Annotated in this window: 16 protein-coding genes and 1 pseudogene; 1 reads left to right on the top strand and 16 read right to left on the bottom strand. The window is 70.6% G+C overall.

Annotated elements, in window-relative coordinates; genetic code table 11:
• Positions 1-38: 38 nt before the first annotated feature.
• From ACFJI0_RS10555 to ACFJI0_RS10540, 4 genes are read right to left on the bottom strand one after another with little or no spacing between them, the layout of a single operon-like run.
• Positions 39-842: an enoyl-CoA hydratase-related protein gene (locus tag ACFJI0_RS10555; protein ID WP_382324815.1), complete on the bottom strand. Its 804-nt coding sequence runs from the start codon at positions 840-842 to the stop codon at positions 39-41.
• Positions 839-1,408 carry a DUF2889 domain-containing protein gene (locus ACFJI0_RS10550; RefSeq protein ID WP_382324813.1) on the bottom strand — a complete coding sequence of 190 codons (570 nt, stop codon included), beginning with the start codon at positions 1,406-1,408 and terminating at the stop codon, positions 839-841. The genes ACFJI0_RS10555 and ACFJI0_RS10550 overlap by 4 nt, the downstream gene beginning before the upstream one ends.
• A 1-nt stretch (position 1,409) precedes the next feature.
• Positions 1,410-2,576 (bottom strand): CaiB/BaiF CoA transferase family protein, encoded by a 1,167-nt coding sequence (locus ACFJI0_RS10545; protein ID WP_382324811.1) that lies wholly within the window; start codon positions 2,574-2,576, stop codon positions 1,410-1,412.
• Positions 2,577-2,592: 16 nt separating this feature from the next.
• Positions 2,593-3,753: an acyl-CoA dehydrogenase family protein gene (locus ACFJI0_RS10540; protein WP_382324809.1), complete on the bottom strand. Its 1,161-nt coding sequence runs from the start codon at positions 3,751-3,753 to the stop codon at positions 2,593-2,595.
• Between the two features lie 127 nt (positions 3,754-3,880).
• Here ACFJI0_RS10540 and ACFJI0_RS10535 point away from each other — a divergent pair, with 127 nt between their 5' ends.
• Entirely contained in the window at positions 3,881-4,471 is a 591-nt protein-coding gene (locus ACFJI0_RS10535) for a TetR/AcrR family transcriptional regulator (RefSeq protein ID WP_382157993.1), read from the top strand.
• A 15-nt stretch (positions 4,472-4,486) separates the two neighbouring features.
• Here ACFJI0_RS10535 and ACFJI0_RS10530 read toward each other — a convergent pair whose 3' ends face one another.
• The 12 genes and pseudogenes from ACFJI0_RS10530 to ACFJI0_RS10475 form a co-directional block, all read right to left on the bottom strand.
• Complete coding sequence (locus ACFJI0_RS10530) at positions 4,487-5,665, bottom strand: ABC transporter substrate-binding protein (RefSeq protein WP_382324807.1); 1,179 nt, start codon at positions 5,663-5,665, stop codon at positions 4,487-4,489.
• Positions 5,666-5,688: 23 nt separating this feature from the next.
• Entirely contained in the window at positions 5,689-7,815 is a 2,127-nt protein-coding gene (locus ACFJI0_RS10525; RefSeq protein WP_382324805.1) for a 3-hydroxyacyl-CoA dehydrogenase NAD-binding domain-containing protein, read from the bottom strand.
• Between the two features lie 32 nt (positions 7,816-7,847).
• The gene (locus ACFJI0_RS10520; RefSeq protein ID WP_382324803.1) at positions 7,848-9,056 is read right to left on the bottom strand and encodes an acetyl-CoA C-acetyltransferase; all 1,209 of its coding nucleotides are present in this window, start codon (positions 9,054-9,056) and stop codon (positions 7,848-7,850) included.
• 31 nt (positions 9,057-9,087) lie between these two features.
• Positions 9,088-9,879 carry an enoyl-CoA hydratase/isomerase family protein gene (locus tag ACFJI0_RS10515; RefSeq protein WP_382324801.1) on the bottom strand — a complete coding sequence of 264 codons (792 nt, stop codon included), beginning with the start codon at positions 9,877-9,879 and terminating at the stop codon, positions 9,088-9,090.
• Positions 9,880-9,935: 56 nt separating this feature from the next.
• The gene (locus ACFJI0_RS10510) at positions 9,936-10,664 is read right to left on the bottom strand and encodes an alpha/beta hydrolase (RefSeq protein ID WP_382158006.1); all 729 of its coding nucleotides are present in this window, start codon (positions 10,662-10,664) and stop codon (positions 9,936-9,938) included.
• A gap of 100 nt (positions 10,665-10,764) precedes the next feature.
• The gene (locus ACFJI0_RS10505) at positions 10,765-11,700 is read right to left on the bottom strand and encodes a helix-turn-helix domain-containing protein (RefSeq protein WP_382324799.1); all 936 of its coding nucleotides are present in this window, start codon (positions 11,698-11,700) and stop codon (positions 10,765-10,767) included.
• Between the two features lie 63 nt (positions 11,701-11,763).
• Complete coding sequence (locus ACFJI0_RS10500) at positions 11,764-12,900, bottom strand: acyl-CoA dehydrogenase family protein (protein WP_382324797.1); 1,137 nt, start codon at positions 12,898-12,900, stop codon at positions 11,764-11,766.
• A gap of 16 nt (positions 12,901-12,916) precedes the next feature.
• On the bottom strand, positions 12,917-13,264 hold the full coding sequence (locus ACFJI0_RS10495; protein ID WP_382325600.1) for a response regulator transcription factor: 348 nt from the start codon (positions 13,262-13,264) through the stop codon (positions 12,917-12,919).
• A gap of 82 nt (positions 13,265-13,346) precedes the next feature.
• A pseudogene (locus tag ACFJI0_RS10490) lies at positions 13,347-14,258 on the bottom strand (hypothetical protein); the annotation flags it as partial.
• 1,420 nt (positions 14,259-15,678) lie between these two features.
• Positions 15,679-16,866 carry a lipid-transfer protein gene (locus ACFJI0_RS10485; protein WP_382324795.1) on the bottom strand — a complete coding sequence of 396 codons (1,188 nt, stop codon included), beginning with the start codon at positions 16,864-16,866 and terminating at the stop codon, positions 15,679-15,681.
• Positions 16,867-16,871: 5 nt separating this feature from the next.
• A complete protein-coding gene (locus ACFJI0_RS10480) occupies positions 16,872-18,041 on the bottom strand; it encodes an ABC transporter substrate-binding protein (protein WP_382324793.1) in 1,170 nt (389 codons plus the stop codon).
• Between the two features lie 27 nt (positions 18,042-18,068).
• On the bottom strand, positions 18,069-19,913 hold the full coding sequence (locus tag ACFJI0_RS10475) for an AMP-dependent synthetase/ligase (RefSeq protein ID WP_382324791.1): 1,845 nt from the start codon (positions 19,911-19,913) through the stop codon (positions 18,069-18,071).

Here is a 19,913-nt window from a genome sequence, read left to right as displayed (position 1 = left end):
GGTTCCCTCCCCTTTTTCTTCTTCTGGTCTTCTCGCGCTCAGAACCGGGGGGCGCGCTTCTCCAGAAAGGCGCGCACGCCTTCGGCAAAGGCAGGCCGATCCGCCAGTTCCATCTGGCGCTCGCGCTCCAGGGCCACCTGCTGTTCGAAGCTGTGGCTGCCGCCCTGTTCGTAGAGCCCGCGCACCTCGTGCACGGCATGGGCGGGCAGGCGGGCGAGCCGCTGCGCGAGCCGCAGGCTCTGGGCGGGCAGCTCCGCGTCGTCCACGCAGGCCCAGATCAGTCCCCATTGCGCCGCGTCCTGGGCCGAGAGCCGATCGCCCAGCAGCGTCAGCCCGAGCGCGCGGGCGCGGCCCACCGCGCGGGGCAGCGTCCAGCTCGCGCCCAGGTCCGGCACCAGGCCCAGCGCCGGGGCGAACGGCAGGTAGAAAAACGCGGAGCGCGCCGCGATCACGATGTCGGCCGCCAGCGCCAGGCCCACACCGCCGCCGGCCGCCGCGCCGTTGACCGCGCACACCACCGGCACGCGCAGCGCGCGCAGGCCCGTCACGATCGGATTGCCCGCGTCGGCCATCATGTCGCCGATCGCACCACCCGCGCTGGTGCCGCCATGGGTCGGGCGGTCGGGATCGAAGTCGGACAGCTTGGCGCCCGAGCAAAAGGCCTTGCCGCTGCCGGTGAGGATCAGCGCGCGCACGGAAGCCTCCTCGCGCACCCGCTCCAGCGCCTGCAGGCAGCCCTGCCGCATGCCCAGGCTGATGGGGTTCATCTGCGCGGCTTCGTTGAGGGTCAGGGTGGCGATGCCATCGGCCACCTCGAACAGCACGGCGGGTGCGCCACTCATGTAGGGTCTCCTCCGGCCTTGCCGGTGTATTGCTCGGGGAAATGCAGGCGCACGATCTCGCCGTCGGTCTTCAGCGCGTGGCAGCCGCCCAGGGGCGAGTTGCGGTGCTCGGGCTGCTCGCGGTCGGTCACGTCGTCCGCGCCGCTCCACAGCATCTGGAAGGCGGTGGTGCGCATGGGCGGCAGCAGCTCGGTCATGTGGGTGCAGCCCAGCTCGGCCCGGAACAGGCGCTTGGCCACCAGGATGAAGCCGGGCTGGATGCGCTGCCCGATCAGGCGGCGGTAGCTCTCGGTGATGGCGCCGCACACGGCGTGCGGCCCCTCCACCGTGTGCGCCTCCACGCCGTGGATCAGCCGGTCGCGGTCGATGGTCAGGCACAGGCTCATGTGGTGGATGGGCTGGTTCTCCCCCACGCTCTTTTCTTCCAGCTCGATCGGGAACGGCTTGGTGTCGATCAGCGTGCCCACGATGTCGAAGAGCCCGTCGTCGCGCTCGAAGCCTTCGCAGTGGATGCGCCGCAGGTGCACCTGGCGGCGCGTCACCGGGGGCGGCGGCGTGCCGGCCATCTCAGTCCGGCGCCCCGTGCACCACACCGGCGGCCACCAGCGCGTCGATCTCGGCGTCGCTGCGCCCGAGCGAGCGCAGGATGTCCCGGCTGTCGCGGCCGATCGCGGGCGCGGCAGCCGGCAGCTCGCTGGGCGTGCGGTCGAAGCGCGGCGCGGGCGCGGGTTGCACCGCCCCGCCCTGCTCCACGAAGGTGCCGCGAGCGCGGTTGTGCGGGTGCGCCGGCGCCTCGGCCATGCTGAGCACGGGCGCCACGCAGGCGTCGCTGCCTTCGAGCAGTTCGCACCAGGCGTCGCGGCTCTTCTGCAGGAACAGCGCCGCCAGCTTCTCGCGCAGCGCGGGCCACTCGGCGCGCTCCCACTGCCGCGCGAAGTGAGCATCCGTGATGCCGCACTTCTCCAGCAGCAGCCGGTAGAACTGCGGCTCGATCGCGCCGACCGACAGGTAGCGCCCGTCCGCACAAAGGTAGTTGCCGTAGAAATGCGCCGAGCCGTCGAGGAAGTTGCTCGCCCGCTCCTCGTGCCAGAAGCCCTTGGCCTGCAGGCCATACTGCGCGGCCATCAACACGGCGGCGCCGTCGGTGATGGCCGCGTCCACCACCTGGCCCTGGCCCGAGCGCTGCGCTTCATAGAGCGCGGCGACCACGCCGAGCGCCAGCAGCATGCCGCCACCGCCGTAGTCGCCCACCAGGTTCAGCGGCACGGCGGGTGGCCGGTCGGCCGGGCCCATGGCGTGCACCGCGCCCGAGAGCGCGATGTAGTTCAGGTCGTGGCCGGCGGCCTGGGCCAGCGGCCCGGTCTGGCCCCAGCCCGTCATGCGGCCATAGACCAGCTTCGGGTTGCGCGCCAGGCAGTCCTTCGGGCCGACGCCGAGTTTTTCGGTCACGCCCGGGCGAAAGCCCTCGATCAGGATGTCGGCCTTGTCCACGAGCCGCAGCACGGTCTCCACCGCGCGCGGGTCTTTCATGTTGAGCGCGATGGAGCGGCGCCCCCGGTCCACCACGCTGTCGTTGCGCATCAGCGCCTCGAGCGCGCTGCCGCCGCCGGGCGGGGGCATGCGGTCGATCCGGATCACCTCGGCCCCCATGTCGGCCAGCATCATGCCGGCGAAGGGGCCGGGGCCGATGCCCGCGAGTTCGATGACGGTGACGCCGTGCAGAGGTCCGCTCATGGTGCGTGGCCCCCGCTCACATGCGCTTGGCGACTTCTTCGAGCATCACCTCGGTGGCGCCGCCCCCGATGGTGAGGATGCGCGCGTCGCGCGCCATGCGCTCCACCGGCGTGCCGATCATGTAGCCGGTGCCGCCGTGCAGCTGCAGGCAGGTGTGCACCACCTCCTGCAGGGTCTCGGCGGCGAAGCACTTGAGCATGGAGACCTCGCGCACGATGTCCTTGCCCTCGTCGATCATCTGCGCGCACTGGTAGGTGAGCGAGCGCACGGCCGCCGTCTTCGAGGCCATCCAGGCCAGCTTGTTGCGCACCACCTGCTGGTCCCACAGCGACTTGCCGAAGGCCTGGCGCTGCTTCACGTACTCCACCGTCAGCTCGATGGCGCGCGAGGCCGTGCCCGAACTGAGCGCGCCGATCACCAAGCGCTCGTTCTGGAAGGTGCTCATGATGTAGTAGAAGCCCTTGCCCTCCTCGCCCAGCAGCGCGTCGTGCGGCACGTGCAGGTCTTCCAGGTAGAGCTCGGCCGTGTCGGACGAGCGCCAGCCGTGCTTGTCCAGCTTGCGCGCGATCTTCAGGCCCGGGTTGCCCTTCTCCACGATGAACAGCGACAGGCCCTTGCTGCCCTTGGCGTGTGGGTCGGTGCGCGCGGCCACGATGTAGATGTCGCCGAACACCGCGTTGGTGATGAACATCTTGGAGCCGTTGATCACCCAGCCGCCGTCGGTGCGTTCGGCGCGCGTCTTCAGGCCCGCCACGTCGGAGCCGGCGTGCGCCTCGGTCACGCAGATCACGCCCACCTTCTCGCCCGCGCAAGCCGCCGGCAGGTAGCGCTGCTTCTGCTCGTGCGTGCCGCGGTGCGCGATGTGCGAGAGCGACATGTCGCTGTGCACCGTGAGCGCGGAAGCCACGCCGCCGTAGGTCGAGCGCGAGAGCTCCTCGCCCAGCACCAGCGAGGACAGGGCCCCCAGCCCGCCGCCGCCATATTCGACCGGGTGGCGCATGCCCAGGAAGCCCATCGCGCCCAGGTCGGTGAAGACGTGGCGCGGGATCTCGCCGCTGGCTTCCCAGGCGTCGCCATGGGGCACGATCACCTCGTCCACATAGCGGCGCAGCTGCTCGCGCACCATGCGCAGGTCCTCGTCGACGATGTCGGGTTCGCTGAAGTAAGGCAGGGTCATGGAAACGGTCTCCAAAGGGTTCTGCCACTATTATAGACCGACACGTCGGGTTATTTAAAGCCCTGGGCGCAAGGCGGGCGGGCAAATTCAACGGGGTACACTCTCAGGCCTCTGAGAGGAAACAGACATGCCACGCGTGCGATCCGACGACTACGACGCCAAGAGCCAATCCATCATGGACAGCGCCGCCGCGCTTTTTGCGAAGGTGGGCTACCCCAACGCCAAGATGCAGGACATCGCGCAGGCCTGCGGCGCGACCAAGTCCATGCTCTACCACTACTTCCCGACCAAGGACGACCTGCTCAGCGCCATGCTGACGGAGCACCTGGAACGGGTGATCGCCAGCGTGGACGAGGCCGTGGCCGGCGACCGGCCGGTGAAGGAGCGTTTCGCCGCCTTCGTGCAGACCTACGCGCAGAAGTCGGCGCAATCGCGCCGCCGCCACGTCATCGCAATGAACGACGTGAAGTTCCTGCCCAAGGCCATGCAGACGCCGCTGCGCCAGCTGGAGAAGAAGGTGACCGACCAGGTGGCCGACCTGCTGCGCGAACTCCACCCCGGGCTGGAAGACGGCGTCTACAAGCCCTACGCGATGATGCTGCTGGGCATGCTGAACTGGACCGACTACTGGTACCGGCCCGGCGGCCCGATGAAGTCCGACGAACTCTGCGAGCGCATCACGCGCCTGTTCCTGCTCGGTTTCATGGCCGAGAAGTAGGCCCCGGCCCTCGGTTCATTTCATCATCTGGTCGTAGTCGAGCACGACCTTCCAGCGCCCGTTCTGGATCTGCGAGAGCCGCGCCTCACTGGTGGCCAGGTGGCTGGTGGGCGACCAGCTCATGGCCGGCATGCCGAACATGTCGCTCGGCACCTTGAGCGATTCCAGCGTCTTCGCCAGCGCATCGGTGCTCACGTTGGGCCCGTTCTTCTGCAGCGCGGTCGCCAGCCGGTCGATGATCACGTAGCCGTAGGTCGAGAACACGGTGGGGTTCTCGTTGTAGGCGGTCTTGTACTTGTTGGCCCAGAAGCGCAGCGGCTGCGAAGCATCGTCCTCGTAGGGCACCTGCGCCATCATGGTCGAATACAGGCCGTCCATGCCCTTGCCGCCCAGGCGCGGAATCAGGTCGGTGTAGGCGCCCACCGAGGTCAGGAAGGTCGGGTTGTAGCCCAGCTTGCGCGACTCGGCGATGGCGCCCACGGTCTCGCGGATCACCGTGCCCAGCACCACGAAGTCGCAATTCGCCGCGCGCAGGCGCGCCACCTGCGATGAAAAGTCCGTCGCGCCGCGCTTGTAGGTGGTGCGCTCGGCGAATTCCACGTGGATGCTCTTCAGGCCGATCTCCGCGCCCTTCATCACCTCCTGGCCATAGTCATCGTCCTGGTACAGGGTGCAGGCCTTGGTGGCGTTCTTTTCCTTGTACAGGCGCGGCGTGGCGCGCGTCATCTGCTCGATGTAGGACGAGACGAAAGCGAACTTGAGCTTGTCCACCGGCTCGTACATGTCCTTGGCCAGGGCCATGGGGAAGAAGTTCATCACGTTCTTCTGCGCCAGCGTGGGCATGGCCGCGTTGGCACTCGCCGCGCCCAGCATGCCGACCATCACGAACACCTTGTCCTGATTCACCAGCTTCTGCGCGGCGAGCACGGCGCGCTTGGGGTCGTAGCCGTTGTCCTCCACGCGCAGCACCAGCTTGCGGCCGTGCACCCCGCCCTGCTCGTTCACCTCGGCGATGCGCAGGTTCATGCCGTTGCGCAGGTCCTTGCCGTAGCCCGCGAGCGGGCCGGAGAGGTCGAGGATGGAGCCGATGAGCAACTGGTCCTTGCTCACGCCCTGCTGCTGGGCCAGCGCGGGCCAGGCCAGCGCCGCCAGGGACAGGGCGGCCCATGGGATCAGGGTGCTGCGGTGCTTCATGTCGGTCTCCTTCGGTGGGTGGATCAGACGGGGTGGTAACGGCCGCCCGACGCGGCCATGTCGCGCAGCGCCTGCGGCGCCTCGAAGCGCGGGCCGTGGCGTTGGGCCAGGCGGTCGCAGGCCTCGACGAAGCGGGCCGCGCCCACCATGTCGATGTGGCTGATGGCGCCGCCGAGCACGGACGGGAAACCCCAGCCCAGCAGCGAGCCCACATCCGCATCGCGCGTGCTCACGATGCCCTCGGCCACGCAGCGCGCCGCCTCGAGCGACTGCGAGTACATGAGGCGCTGGCGCACCTCGTCCAGGCTCGGTTGTTCTTCCGCCAGCGGGAAGCGCCGCGCCAGGCCCGGCCAGAGCGTCCTGCCACCCTCGGCGGGGTGGTCGTAGAAGCCCTTGCCGGCCTTGCGGCCCGGGCGGCCCAGCTCGTCCACCATGGCGACCAGCACCTCGTCCTGCGGCTGCTCGCGGTAGGCCGCGCCCTGGTCCAGGCGGCCCTGCTTCATGGCCTTGTGCAGCAGCTCGACCGAGAACTCGTCGATCAGCGCCAGCGGCGGCATGGGCATGCCGGCCAGGCGCCCGGCGTTCTCGATCAGGTTCGGGTTCACGCCCTCGGCCAGCATGGTCATGGCCTCGAAGGGGTACATGCCGAAGGCGCGGTTGGCGTAGAAGGCCGGGCAGTCGTTGACCACGATGGGCGTCTTGCGGATGCGCTTGACGAAGTCCATGGCGTGCGCCACGGCGGCCTCGCCGGTCTTCCCGCCACGGATGACTTCCACCAGCGGCATCTTCTCCACCGGCGAGAAGAAGTGCAGGCCCACGAAGGACGCGGGGCGCGAAGACACCTCGGCCAGGCCGGTGATGGCCAGCGTGGAGGTGTTGGTGGCGAAGATGGCGTCGGCGTCCATCGCGGCCTCGGCGCGGCGCGTCACGTCGGCCTTGACCGCGCGGTCCTCGAACACCGCCTCGATCACGATGCCGCAGCCCGCGAGCTCGGCCATGTCGGTGGTGGTCTTCACGCGCGCCAGGGTCTGGTCTCGTTGCGCGGCGTCCAGCCGGCCCTTGGCGACCTGGCCGTCGAGGATCTTCGCGCCGTAGGCCTTGCCTTTCTCGGCGGCCTCCAGGCTCACGTCCAGCAGCACCGTCTCCAGCCCGGCCACCGAGCACACATGGGCCAGGCCCGCGCCCATCATGCCGGCGCCCAGCACCGCCACCTTGCCGAACTTGCGCGGCGGCACGCCCTGGGGCCGGCCCGCGAGCCGGTTCGCGTCGCCCATGGCGTAGAACAGCGTGCGGATCATGTTCTTGGTCTCGGGCGAGGTCGCCAGGCGCGCGAACTGGCGCTGCTCGATGCGCAGGCCGGTGTCGATGTCGACCTGGCAGCCGTCGTACACGGCCGCCAGAATGGCCTCGGGCGCCGGGTACAGCGCCTGCGTCTTGCTCAGCAGGTGGCCGGACACGCCGAAGAACACCTGCGTGGGCCCGGGCGACTGCGGTGTGCCGCCGGGGAATTTGTAGCCCTTGGCGTCCCAGGGTTTGACGGTGGCGCTCGCGCCCTCGTTCAGCAGCCAGTGTTTCGCGCGCGCCAGCAGCTCGGCCGCCGGCACCACCTCGTCCACGATGCCCGCCTCCAGCGCCTTCTGCGGCCCGACCTTGCGGCCTTCGAGCAGGTAGGGCAGCGCGGCCTTGATACCGATCATGCGCGGCAGGCGCTGCGTGCCGCCAGCGGCGGGCAGCAGGCCCAGCGTCACCTCGGGCACGCCGAGCTGCAGCTTGGGATCGTCCACGGCGATGCGGCGGTGGCAGGCCAGGCAGACCTCCAACCCGCCGCCCAGCGCCGTGCCGTTGATGGCGGCCACGAAGGGCTTGCCCGAGGTCTCGATGCGGCGCAGCGTGGCGCTCAGCGGCCCGGTGATGTCCATGGACTGCTGCGCGCTCGAGATGGTGCGGATGAATTCCAGATCACCGCCGGCCAGGAACTCGGGCCGCGCCGAAGTCACGATCACTCCGCGCACGGCCGCGTCCGCCACCGCGCGGTTCACCGCCGCGCCGAAGGCCGCGATCGAGTCCGTGTTCAGCACGTTCATCGGCCGGTCCGCCACGTTCCACGTCAGGGTCGCGATGCCGTCCGCGTCCACCGTGTAATCCACCATTGTTTCGCTCCAGTTGCTTGTTGTTGTGGCGCTCAGACGCGCTCGATGACCATGACGGACCCCATGCCGCCGCCCACGCACATCGTGACCACGCCGGTGCTCAGGTCGCGCCGCTCCAGCTCGTCGAGCAGGGTGCCGAGCAGCATGCCGCCGGTGGCGCCCAGCGGGTGGCCCATGGCGATCGCGCCGCCATTGACGTTCACGCGGTCGTGCGGCACGTCCAGCACCTCCATGAAGCGCAGCACGACGGAGGCAAAGGCCTCGTTGCACTCGAACAGGTCCACGTCGCGCGCGTTCATGCCGGCGCGCTTGAGCGCGGCCTGCGCGGCCGGCGCCGGGCCGGTGAGCATGATGGTGGGCTCGGTGGACACGGTGCCGAAGGCGCGCACGCGGGCGCGGGCTTTCAGGCCCTGCGCGGCCGCCGCTTCCTTCGTGCCGATGAGCACGGCCGAGGCGCCGTCCACGATGCCCGAGGAGTTGCCCGCGTGGTGGATGTGTTCGATGCCGCCGAGCTGCGGGTAGCGGTGCAGCGCCAGCGCGTCGAAGCCCATCTTCTCGCCCTGCGCGGTGAACGAAGGTTCCAGCTTGGCCAGCGTCTCCATCGTGGTGTCGCCGCGCACGTGCTCGTCGCGCGCCAGGATCACCAGGCCGTTGAGGTCGCGCACCGGCACCACGGACCGGTCGAAGTAACCCTCGCGCCAGGCCTGGGCCGCGCGGCGCTGGCTCTCGACCGCGTAGGCGTCCGCGTCCTGGCGGCTGTAGCCGTAGAGCGTGGAGATCAGGTCGGCCGAGATGCCCTGGGGCACGATGCGGTTGGGGATGGTGAGCTGCGGGTCGGTGATCCAGGGGCCGCCCGAGGTGAACATGGGCACGCGCGACATGCTCTCCACGCCGCCGCCGATGACCAGTTCGGCCTGCCCGGACTTCACCAGCGCGGACGCGAAGTTGCAGGCCTCCAGGCCCGAGCCGCAGAAGCGGTTGATCTGGATGCCGGGCACCGCCTGGTCGTAGCCGGCGGCGAACACCGCGCTCTTGGCGATGTCGGCCGCCTGCTCCTGCACCGGCTCGACGCAGCCCAGGATCACGTCGTTCACTTGCGAGGTGTCCAGGCCGTGCCGGTCGCGCAGCGCGCCCAGCAGGCCCCCGGCCAGGCGCGCCGAAGGCACCTCGTGCAGACCGCCGCTGGCGCGGCCCCGACCGCGCGGGGTGCGCACGGCGTCAAGAATGTAGGCTTCCGTCATATTGAAAGGGATGGTTGGGGAATGGCGCGCTTCAGCGCCCCTGGAACACGGGTGGGCGGCGCTGCTGGAAGGCGGCGATGCCCTCCTTCAGGTCGGCGGTGGCGAATACCTGGGCCAGTTGGCGGCCCTCGTGGGCGAACATGGCGTCGAAGTCACCGCCCTGCAGCAGGATCTCTTTCGACAGGCGCAGCGCCTGCGTCGGCCCGGCGGCGATGGCCAACGCGGTCTTCGCCACCTCGGCGGCGAGCTGCTCGCGCGGCAGCGCGCGGTTGATCAGGCCCAGTCGCGCGGCCTCGGTGCCGCTGAGCAGGCGGCCGGTGTAGATCAGCTCGGCCGCCAGCGCGTGGCCCAGGCGGCTCAGCAAGAAGTGGTGGGTGCCGCTGTCGGGCACCATGCCGATGTGGCGGAACGGGCTGCCGAACAGTGCCCCGTCCTCGGCGAAACACAGGTCGCAGCACAGCGCCAGCCCGAAGCCGAAGCCCAGCGCCGGGCCGGTCACGGCAGAGATGGTGGGCACGGGCAGCTCGCGCAGGCGGCGGCAGAACGGGCCGACCACGTCCGCGATCAGGGCCATGGGGTCGTCGGCCGCCGGGTCGATGGAGCCGATGTCCCAGCCGGCGGAAAACACCGGGCCGGCGCCCTGGATCACCAGGCAGCGCGCGCCGCTGGCGAGCGCCTCGTCCAGCAGCGCGCCCAGGCGTTGCACGTCGGCGGTGCGGAAGGTGTTCTTGGGTTGCGCGAGGTCCAGCACCAGGGTGGCGACGGCGCCTTCGGTGCGCAGGGTGATGCCCGTGGCGGGCCGGATGGCGGTGGCGGTTGACATGCCCGCCACTCTGCCAGCGGGGCCGGCCCGGAATATCGTCGCCTCGGACGATTCGACTAGTCGCGACCGGCCGCGATGATCGCCTGCGCCAGTTCCGCCGGGCGCGTGAACCAGGCCTCATGGCTGCCGGGCGCCTCGAGATAGCGGAACAGGCCCAGCCGCTCCGACAGCCGGGGGTGCCACGGCAGGCTGGCCGGCAGCGCCACGTCCAGCACGCAGTTCAGGTACGACTTGCCGACCGGCAGCGCGGCCAAAGGCTGGCTGAGGGCCGAGGGCTCGGTGAAGGTGCGGTAGGGGTGGGGATTGAGCTTGGCGTAGGCGGCCTGGGCCAGCGCCAGGTCGGCATCGTTGATGAAGGCCTCGCGCCAGATCTCGAACGGCAGCATCACGGCCTGCCCGTTCGCACCGGCGATCTGGTCGAACAGCGCCTTGTAGTGCGGCGGCACCAGGTCGTTGAGGCACTCGCCCGGCTGCGGCACGAAAGCGTTCACGTAGACCAGGCGCGCCAGGCGCGGCAGCAGCCGCTCGGCCGCGCCGGATATGACCATGCCGCCGTAGCTGTGGCCGACCAGGCGCACCTCTTTCAGGTCGCGGCTTTCGATGTCGCTCACCAGCGAGGCCACCGCCTCGGCCAGGCCCACGGCGGCGCGGTCGTCGCCCGGCCGGTTGCCGGCCAGCGTGGGGCAGTGCACGGTGTGGCCGGCCGCGCGCAGGTGCCCGGCGGTGGCTTCGAGTTCGGCGCCGGTGTGCCAGGCGCCATGGACGAGGACGTAGGTATCGGACATGGGGGTCTCCTGTGAAAGTGCAGCGCACTGTAGGCCGCGCCCGCGGCGGTGGATGGCCGCTGCCCGCCAGGCCCATGGCCGCTGACGGCCCGCGAAGGCCTCAGCGCTGGCGGCGCAGGGCGCCCGGCGTGTGCCCCGTGGCGTGGCGGAACGCGCGCACGAAATGCGAGGGGTCGAGCAGGCCCACGCGGCGGCCGATTTCGGCGACCGTGAGGCGGTCGAAGCGCGGATCGGCCAGCAGGCGGCGCGCGCTGTCCATGCGGCAGGCCATGAGTTGCTGGGCGAACGTGTGCCGGTGCGCGGCCAGCGCGCGGTGCAGGCTGCGCTCGCCGATGCCCAGGCCGGCGGCCACGGCGGCGGCGGTGAGCCCGGGCTCGGCGTGGCGCTCGCGCACCGCGTCGGCGATGCGCGCGGCCAGGCCGGGGCGGGCCGGCGGCGCCTCGGTGCCGGCGGCCAGCGCCAGCAACGCACCGAGCTGATCGGCCAGCAGCGCCGGTGGCAGCGGTGGCGCCAGCGCCAGCTCGGGCTGCAGCTGGCGCGCGAAGGCCGAGAGCGCGGCGCCGAAGCCGCTTCGGCCATCCAGCGCGCGCCCACAGGCGGCCGCCGGGTCGGGCAGCCAGCGCTCGACCCAGTCCGAGGGCAGTTGCAGGGAGATGGTGTCGCAACGGGTGTCGAAGTGGAATTCGTACCGGCGGCGCGAATCGACCAGCAGGCAGTCGCCCGGCGCCAGCCGCGTGCCGCGCGCCTCCTGGGCGCCGGCCCAGGGCTCATCGCTCTTGCAGAGCAGGTAGAAGTAGTTGGGCCCGCCCCGCGACAGGTGCCGGGGCGTGCGGTAGACGTCCTGCGCGCTGCCCTCGACGCGGTTGAGCTGCAGCTCGCCCAGCGCGACCGAGGTCAGCGCGGCCTCGAAGCGCTGCGGCGCGCGGCTGCGCACGTCCATCGCCAGAAAGCCTTCGCAGACCGCGTCCACCCAGTAGTCCAGGGACCGCCCGTGGGAAGCGGCCTCGGTGCTCCAGCGGCGCAGCGGGGTGTTCATGGCGCCAAGCATGGCACGCCCGCGCCCCGGCAGGCAAGCCCGGAAAACCCGCCTTCGAGGGCCTCACAGGTCGCGGGCGATCAGCTCTTTCATGATCTCGTTGGTGCCGCCGTAGATGCGCTGCGCCCGCGCGTCCACGTAGGCGCGCGCGATCGGGTACTCGGCCATGAAGCCGTAGCCGCCGTGCAGCTGCACGCAGGCGTCCACCACCTTGCCCTGCAGGTCGGTCGTCCAGTACTTGGCCATGGAGGCGGCCTGCGCGTCCAGCGTGCCGCGCAGCAGCAGCGCCAGGCAGTGGTCCACGAAGGTGCGGCCGATCTGGATCTCGGTCTTGAGCTCGGCCAGCACGAAGCGCGTGTGCTGGAAATCGGCCACCGCCTGCCCGAAGGCCTTGCGCTCGCGCACGTAGTCCAGCGTCCAGCGGTAGGCCGCTTCGGCGGCGGCGATCGCCGAGATCGCGATCTGCAGCCGCTCCCAGGGCAGCTCGCGCATGAGGTAGGCGAAGCCCTGGTTCTCCTCGCCCAGCAGGGCGTCGGCCGGCACGCGCACATTCTCGAAGAACAGCTCGCCCGTGTCCTGCGACTTCAGGCCCATCTTCTTCAGCGGCTGGCCCTTGCGCACGCCGGGCAAGCTGGTGTCCACCGCCAGCAGGCTCACGCCCTTGGCGCCGGCGGCCGGGTCGGTCTTGGCGACCACGATCACCAGGTCGCACACCGTGGCGTTGGAGATGAAGGTCTTGGAGCCGTTGAGCACGAACCCATCGCCCTCGCGCACCGCCGCCGTGCGCACGGCCTTCACGTCCGAGCCCGCGCCGGGTTCGGTCATGGCGAGCGCACCGATCACCTCGCCCGTCACCATGCGCGGCAGCCAGCGCTGCTGAAGGTGTTCGCCCGCGAAGTGCAGCAGGTAGTTGGTGACGATCTCCGAGTGCATGGTGAGCGAGAGGCCGAAGTTGCTGTACGGCGCGGCCTCCTCCAGCAGCACGGCGGAGTACAGCAGGTCCGCGCCCGGCCCACCGAGCGACTCGGGCACGGTGGGACACAGCAGGCCGGCCGCGCCGGCCGCCTCGAAGAAGCCGTGTTCGAAGCCGCCGCGCGCTTCCCAGTGTTCGATCTTCGGCGCCACCTCGGCCTGCAGGAAGCGGCGCACCGTCTCGCGGAAGAGTTCGTGTTCGGGTTGGAAGATCTCGCGTTGCATCATGGGAGTAAGAACTTTCTCAGGCCAGCCAGCCCGCGCGCCGGGCGACCTGCACGGCCTCCATGCGGTTGCGGGTGTCGAGTTTCACGTTGATGTTGCGCAGGTGGGTGCGGATGGTGGTTTCGGCCACGAACATGCGCTCGCCGATCTGGTCGTTGGACAAGCCTTCGGCCACCAGGCGCAGCACCTGCAGTTCTTTTTTGGTCAGCGCGTCGATGGCGCTGGCCGAGGGCGTCGCCGCGCCGGCCACGGCGGGCGGCGGCAGCGGCGCCACGGGCGCGCGCAGCAGGCGGTCCAGGAAGGCGATGGGCGCGCCGCCATCCGCGTCGAGCAAATCGGTCGGCCCGCTGCGAAGTTCCTGCAGCATCACCAGCAGCAGCGGCCCTTCCACCAGGAAGGCGCGCACATAGCCCTCGGCGGCACCGAAGCACACGGCCTTGGCGCAGCACGCGCATGGCGCGGTTGCGCTCGCCCAGCTTGTACTGGGCCTGCGCCAGCACCAGGCGCAGCGTCATGGCGCGGCGCTCGCGCTGGGCGCGTTCGGCCGCGTCCACCTCGGCGCGCAGTTCGGCCACCACCTCGGCCGCGTGCCCGGCCTGCACGGCCCAGCGCGCGTGCGCCAGCGCCAGCGTCTCGACCTCGTTGGCGCGCAAGGACGAGCGGCTCACGCGCGCCCACAGCGCCTTGTCGCCACAGTGGTCGATCTCGGCGCGCGCGCGGCCCAGCCGGCCCTCGGTCACCAACATGCGCACGCGCTCCAGCCGCGCGCCGGCCACCACGCGCGGCAGGCCGTCGCGGTGGCCCAGGTGTTCCAGTTCGGCCAGCAACTGCAGCGCGTGGTCGGCATCGCCCTGGTCCTGCGCGATGCGCGCCATCACCACGTGGGCCAGGATCAGCTGGTCCGGAATGCCCACATGGCGGATCAGCGGGATGTAGACCGCCAGCAGGCGCTCGGCCTGGTCGAGCTGGTCGGCCTCGAACAGGGCCTCGGCCAGCAGCACGCCGGCCATGGCGTTGCCGTTGGTGGTGCGGCCCGCGTCGTGCGTGCCGGCGTTGACGGCCAGCCGCAGGCGCGCGAGCGCCTTGCGCAGCCGGCCCTGCGTGAGGTCCACCGCCGCCTCGGCGGCTTCGGAGAGCGTGAAGTTGAAGCTGCTGCGGTGCTCGGGCTGGCGGCTGCGCGCGGCGTCGGCGTAGCGCAGCGCCTCGTGGTAGCGGCCCGCGATCATCGCCAGGTTGGCCAGGATGATCTCCAGGAAACCGCGCACGAAGCTCACGTGGCTGGGCAGCGCGCCCAGCAGGGCCGAGGCCAGTTCGGTCGCCTCGTCGGTGCGGTCGGTCAGCACCATGAAGAGCGGTTTCATCGCGAGCCGGTGCGCCCTCACCTCCTCGTCCGGGTCGGCGCGGCGCTCCAGGCGCTCCAGCAGGGGCGCGGCCGCCAGCGGGCCGCGCGCGAAACACACGGCCCAGGCGTGCACCACCTGCAGCATGGGGTGTTCGTCGAGCAGGCCGCGCTCCAGCAGCGGGTCCAGCCAGCGCGAGAGCAGGCGCATGCGGCCCTGGTCCAGCAGGGCCTGCGCGTGCTGGTTCAGCAGCGGCAGCGCGGTGCGCACGTCGCCGGCGGCCAGCGCGTGTTCGATGGCGGGCACCGGCCGGCCCTGGCCGAGGAACCAGCGCGCCGCCGCGCGGTGCAGGCCGGGCACCTCGTCCGGGTACTGGCGCAGCAGCTGCGCGCGCAGGAACTCGGCGAACATGCCGTGGTAGCGGTAGCCGCTGCCCTCGGGCTGCAGCGGAATCAGGAACAGGTGCGACTGCTCCAGCGAGCGCAGCATGGCGGCGCTGTCCTCGCGCCCGCAGATCAGGTTGCACAGCGAGGCGTTGAGCACGGCGAGCACGCTGGAGCGCAGCAGGAAACCGCGCACGTCCTCGGTCTGGCGCGCCAGCACGTCTTCCACCAGGTAGTCCACCACGGCGGCGTTGGAGCCGGTGAAGCCGGCGATGAATTGGCCCGGGTGGTCGCGGTGCTCGAGCGACACCGAGGCCAGCCACAGCGCCGCCGCCCAGCCCTCGGTGCTGCGGTGCAGGCGCACGATGTCTTCGCTCTCCAGCACCAGGCCGCGCCGCTCGCGCAGAAAACCCTCGGTCTCGCTGACCGAGAAGCGCAGCTGCGCCGGGTCGATCTCCAGCAGGCGGCCGCGCGCGCGCAACCGCCCCAGGCTCAGCTCGGGCGCGCCGCGCGAGCCGACGATGAGCTGGGCGCCGCGCGGCAGCTGGTCGATGAGTTCGTTCACCAGGCCCAGCGCCACCGGGTTCTGCAAGGCCTCGAAGTCGTCGAGGAAGAGCGCGAACGGCGCGGGGTGCGCCGCCACGTGGTCGATCACCGAGAAGGCCAGTTCCTCCAGGTTGCCCACGGGCGCGCCGCGCGCGCGCGCCAGGCCGGGCACCAGCGGTTCGAGCGCGGCGGCCAGCACGGTGAGGAAGCGGCCCACGTCGTTGTCCGCCCGGTCCAGCGTGAGCCAGGCGGTGGGCAGGCCGGCTTCCTCGAAGCGGTGGCGCACCTGCAGCATCACCGTGGTCTTGCCGAAGCCCGCCGGGGCGCGCAGCAGCACCAGCCGGGCCGACCCGGCGCTGAAGATCTTCTCGCCGACCTCGGCGCGCACGATCTCGAAGGCCGTGGGCAACGGGGGGTTGAGCTTGGCCGCCAGCGGCGAGCCGCGCGCGGCCTCGTCCACGGCCTCGGTCGCCGTGCTCACCAGTCTCAGTCGCGCGCCTTCGGTTGCCATGTCATCCCGCCTTCGTGTACATCGTAACGACGCAGGCGCCGCCGAGCCCGAGGTTGTGTTGAAGCGCGACCTTGGCGCCGTCCACCTGGCGCGCGCCGGCCTGCCCACGCAGCTGCCACACCAGCTCGGCGCACTGCGCCAGCCCGGTCGCGCCCAGCGGATGCCCCTTGGACAGCAGGCCGCCCGAGGGGTTGGTGACCACACGGCCGCCGTAGGTGTTGTCGCCGTCCAGGATGAAGCGCTCGGCCCCGCCCTCTTCCACCAGGCCCAGGGCCTCGTAGGTGATGAGCTCGTTGCTGGTGAAGCAGTCGTGCAGCTCGACCACCGGCACGTCGCCGGGGCCGATGCCGGCCTGTTCGTACACGCGCTGGGCCGCGCGGCGCGTCATGTCGAAGCCGACCAGCTTGCGCATGTCGTTCTCGTCGAAGCTGCTGTTGCCGTCCGTCACCAGCGCCTGCCCCGCGATGCGCACCTGGCGGCTGAGCCCGTGCTTTTTCGCGAAGGCCTCGGAGCACAGCACCGCCGCCGCGCCGCCGCAGCTCGGCGGGCAGCATTGCAGCCGGGTCAGGGGGTCGAACACCGAGGGCGAGGCCAGCACCTCGTCCAGCGTGAGCGGGTCGCGGAAGATGGCGTTGGGGTTGTTCGCCGCGTGCCGGCGCGCCTTCACCGCGATGCGCGCGAAGGTGTCGGCCCGCGTGCCGTAGAGCTGCATGTGCATGCGGCCCGCGCCGCCGAAGAGCTGCGCGGCGATGGGCGCGGCCTCGTCGCGGCCCTGGGTGTCGGCCATCACGTCGAGCAGGCGCTGCGAGGGGTCGGGCCGGTCGGTGAAGTGCGCCGCGATGGCGCCGCGCTGCATCTGCTCGAAGCCCACCACCAGCACGCACTCGGCCTCGCCGCTGGCGATGGCCTGGCGGCCGAGCCAGAGCGCGGTGGAGCCGGTGGCGCCGTTGTTGTTGACGTTGACGACGGGGATGCCGGTCAGGCCCACGTGGTAGGCCGCCGCCTGGCCGCAGCAGGAGTCGCCGTAGACGAAGCCGGCGCAGAGCTGGTCGACCGACTGGTAGTCCACCCCCGCGTCGGCCAGCGCGGCCTTGATGGCCGCCGCGCCCAGCAGCGGGTAGGGGTCGCCGGCGCCGGGCTTGGTGAAAGGCACCATGCCCACGCCCGTCACAAACACATGGCGGCTCATGGGGCTCACTTCATCTGCGCGTAGTCGTACACCACCTTCCAGCGCCCGTCCTGGATCTGCGAGAGCCGCGAGGCGTCCGACGCCAGGTGCTTGGTGGGCGAGAACGACATCGGCGGGTTGCCGAACAGGTCGCCCGGGATGTTGCCCATGCCTTCCATCGCCTTGACGAAGGATTCGGTCGTGAGTGCCGGGCCGGCCTTCTGCGCCGCGCGGGCGAACAGGTCGATCATGGTGTAGCCATAGGTCGAGAAGGTGGTCGGCGCTTCGTTGAAACGCGTCTGGTACTTGTTGGCCCAGAAGCGCAGCGGCTGCGAGGCGTCGTCCAGGTAGGGGTGCTGCGCGGTGGTGGCGGCGTAGAAGCCGTCCATGCCCTTGCCACCCAGGCGCGGGATCAGGTCGGTGTAGGCGGAGGACGTGGCGACGAACACCGGGTTGAACTGCAGTTTGCGCGCCTCGGCGATGGTGCCCACCGATTCGCGGATCAGCGTGCCCATGACGATGAAGTCACAACCCGCGGCCTTCAGCCGCGCCACCTGCGAAGAAAAGTCGGTCGCGCCGCGCTTGAAGCTGGCTTTCTCTTCCAGCCTGGCGTTGACCTTCTGCAGGCCGGCCTCGGCCCCCTTGAGCACCTCGGCGCCGAAGTCGTCGTCCTGGTAGATGGCGCAGGCCTTCTTCGCCCCCTTCTCCCGGTACAGCTTGGGCACCACGACGGCCATCTGGTCGAAGTAGGAGGCGATCAGCGCGTACTTGTACTTGTGCAAGGGCTCGTACATGTCGCGCGAGAGCGAGAGCGGGAACAGGCTGAGCACGTGCTTGGAGAACATGATGGGCATGGCCGCGTTGGCGTGCGCGGTGCCGAAGGTGCTCACGATCGCGAACACCTTGTCCTGGTTGACCAGCTTCTGCGCGGCCAGCACGGTGCGCTTGGGGTCGTAGCCGGCGTCTTCCACCAGCAGGGTGATCTTGCGGCCGTGCACCCCGCCCTGCTCGTTGATCTCGGCCACGCGCAGCTGCATGCCGTTGCGGATGTCCTTGCCGTAGCCGGCGAGCGGCCCCGAGAGATCGGGGATGGTGGCGATGCGGATCTCGTCCTTGCTCACGCCCAGCGACTGGGCCGAGGCCGTGCCGCAGAGCGCCAGCAGCGCGGCGGCGGCCAGGAGGGAATACGTCTTCATGAAGCGGTCCTTTCAGGTGGGGTGGGGTCAGCGGTACATGGCCTCGATCTGCTCGGCGTACTTGGTCTGCACCAGCTTGCGCTTGAGCTTCATCGTGGGGGTGAGCTCCTCGTCCTCCGCGCCCAGGCGGGTTTCGAGCAGGAAGAACTTCTTGATCTGTTCGACGCGGGCGAACTTGGCGTTCACCTTGTCGATCTCGCCGCGGATCAGCGCCTGCACCTCGGGCGAGCGCGCCAGGCTGGCGTAGTTGCTGAAGGGCACGTCGTGGTCCTGCGCGAACTTCTCGACGTTCTCCTGTTCGATCATCACGATGGCCGTGAGGTAGGCGCGCCGGTCGCCGATGACGACGGCGTCGGTCACGTAGGGGGAGAACTTGAGCTCGTTCTCCCATTCGCTGGGCGTGATGTTCTTGCCGCCGGCGGTGATGATGATGTCCTTCATGCGGTCGGTGATGCGGAAGTAGCCGCCCTCGTCGGCCACGCCCACGTCGCCGGTGCGCAGCCAGCCGTCGGCGTCGATCGCCTCGGCGGTCTTCTCGGGCTGGTTCAGGTAGCCCATGAACACGTTGGCGCCGCGCACCAGCAGCTCGCCGGTCTGCGGGTCCACGCGCACCTCGTTGCAGGGCGCGGCGCGGCCGATGCTGCCCGGGCGCATGGCCTGCGCCGGCATGATGGTGGAAATGCCACCCGACTCGGTCTGGCCCCAGGCCTCCAGCATGGGCACGCCCAGCGCGAGGTACCAGCGGATCAGGTCGGGCGAGATCGGCGCCGCGCCGGTGATGAGGAAGCGGCAACGGTGAATGCCGATGAAGCGCCGCACGTGGTCCAGCGAGGCCAGGCCCGCGAGCCGGTACTTCAGCCGCAGCCAGGGCCCCACGGGCCGACCCGCCAGCACGGCGGCAGAGACCTCGTGGCCGACGCCGATGCCCCAGGCGTACAGGGCCTGCTGCACCCGGCCGGCCTCCTGCACCGAGATGGTCACGGCCGAATAGAACTTCTCCCACAGCCGGGGCACGCCGCCGAACACGGTGGGCGCGATCTCGCGCACGTTCTCGGGCACGGTGTCGGGGTTCTCCACGAAGTTCATGCGCGTGCCGCTGTAGAACGAGGCGTACAGCCCGATCACGCGCTCGGCCACATGGCACAGCGGCAGGAAGCACATGCGCTCGTCGTTCTCGTCCTGCGGCTGGATGCCGTCCAGCCCGCGCACGGTGGCCAGCAGGCTGGCGTGCGAATGCATCGCGCCCTTGGGCCGCCCGGTGGTGCCCGAGGTGTAGATCAGGATCGCGAGGTCGCCGGCCTGGCGCGCGCCGGCCCGCTGCGCCAGGGTGTCGGGCTGGGCCGCGCCGCGCCGCCGAAGTTCGTCCAGCGTGATCACACCCGGGTCGCTGAAATGCTCCAGCCCCTTGGGGTCGATGACCACGATCCAGGCCAGGCGCGGCAGGTGGGCGCGCGCCTCCAGCGCCTTGTCCAGCTGTTCCTCGTCCTCCACGAACAGCACGCTGGTGGCCGAGTCCTCGCACAGGTAGCGCACCTGGCCGGCCGCGTCGGTCGGGTAGATGCCGTTGGACACGCCGCCCGCGCTGAGCACGGCGAGGTCGCACCAGACCCATTCCACCCGCGTGTTGGAGAGGATGGACGCGGTGTCGCCCGGGCGCAGGCCCAGGTCCACCAGGCCCAGGGCGATCTCGCGCACGGTGTCGCCCACCTCGCGCCAGGTCCACTCGCGCCAGATGCCCAGCGTCTTCTGCCGCATGAGCACGCGATCGGCGCGGCGCGCCACGCCGGCCCAGAACATGGCGGGGATGGTCTCGCCGGGCAGCGGCTCGCGCTGGCGCGGCCGCAGGGATTCGAGGTTCCAGAGTTGTGCCAT

Source organism: Hydrogenophaga sp. UC242_53 (genome assembly GCF_042696965.1).
Classification (GTDB): Bacteria; Pseudomonadota; Gammaproteobacteria; order Burkholderiales; family Burkholderiaceae_C; genus Hydrogenophaga.
This window is presented reverse-complemented; position numbering and strand designations above follow the sequence as displayed.

Coding starts and splice junctions, on each gene's coding strand:
- ACFJI0_RS10525 (WP_382324805.1), bottom strand. CDS start 7,815: ATGGTGGATTACACGGTGGACGCGGACGGCATCGCGACCCTGACGTGG.
- ACFJI0_RS10520 (WP_382324803.1), bottom strand. CDS start 9,056: ATGACGGAAGCCTACATTCTTGACGCCGTGCGCACCCCGCGCGGTCGG.
- ACFJI0_RS10550 (WP_382324813.1), bottom strand. CDS start 1,408: ATGGCCGGCACGCCGCCGCCCCCGGTGACGCGCCGCCAGGTGCACCTG.
- ACFJI0_RS10480 (WP_382324793.1), bottom strand. CDS start 18,041: ATGAAGACGTATTCCCTCCTGGCCGCCGCCGCGCTGCTGGCGCTCTGC.
- ACFJI0_RS10485 (WP_382324795.1), bottom strand. CDS start 16,866: ATGAGCCGCCATGTGTTTGTGACGGGCGTGGGCATGGTGCCTTTCACC.
- ACFJI0_RS10530 (WP_382324807.1), bottom strand. CDS start 5,665: ATGAAGCACCGCAGCACCCTGATCCCATGGGCCGCCCTGTCCCTGGCG.
- ACFJI0_RS10475 (WP_382324791.1), bottom strand. CDS start 19,913: ATGGCACAACTCTGGAACCTCGAATCCCTGCGGCCGCGCCAGCGCGAG.
- ACFJI0_RS10535 (WP_382157993.1), top strand. CDS start 3,881: ATGCCACGCGTGCGATCCGACGACTACGACGCCAAGAGCCAATCCATC.
- ACFJI0_RS10510 (WP_382158006.1), bottom strand. CDS start 10,664: ATGTCCGATACCTACGTCCTCGTCCATGGCGCCTGGCACACCGGCGCC.
- ACFJI0_RS10555 (WP_382324815.1), bottom strand. CDS start 842: ATGAGTGGCGCACCCGCCGTGCTGTTCGAGGTGGCCGATGGCATCGCC.
- ACFJI0_RS10515 (WP_382324801.1), bottom strand. CDS start 9,879: ATGTCAACCGCCACCGCCATCCGGCCCGCCACGGGCATCACCCTGCGC.
- ACFJI0_RS10495 (WP_382325600.1), bottom strand. CDS start 13,264: ATGCTGCAGGAACTTCGCAGCGGGCCGACCGATTTGCTCGACGCGGAT.
- ACFJI0_RS10540 (WP_382324809.1), bottom strand. CDS start 3,753: ATGACCCTGCCTTACTTCAGCGAACCCGACATCGTCGACGAGGACCTG.
- ACFJI0_RS10545 (WP_382324811.1), bottom strand. CDS start 2,576: ATGAGCGGACCTCTGCACGGCGTCACCGTCATCGAACTCGCGGGCATC.
- ACFJI0_RS10505 (WP_382324799.1), bottom strand. CDS start 11,700: ATGAACACCCCGCTGCGCCGCTGGAGCACCGAGGCCGCTTCCCACGGG.
- ACFJI0_RS10500 (WP_382324797.1), bottom strand. CDS start 12,900: ATGATGCAACGCGAGATCTTCCAACCCGAACACGAACTCTTCCGCGAG.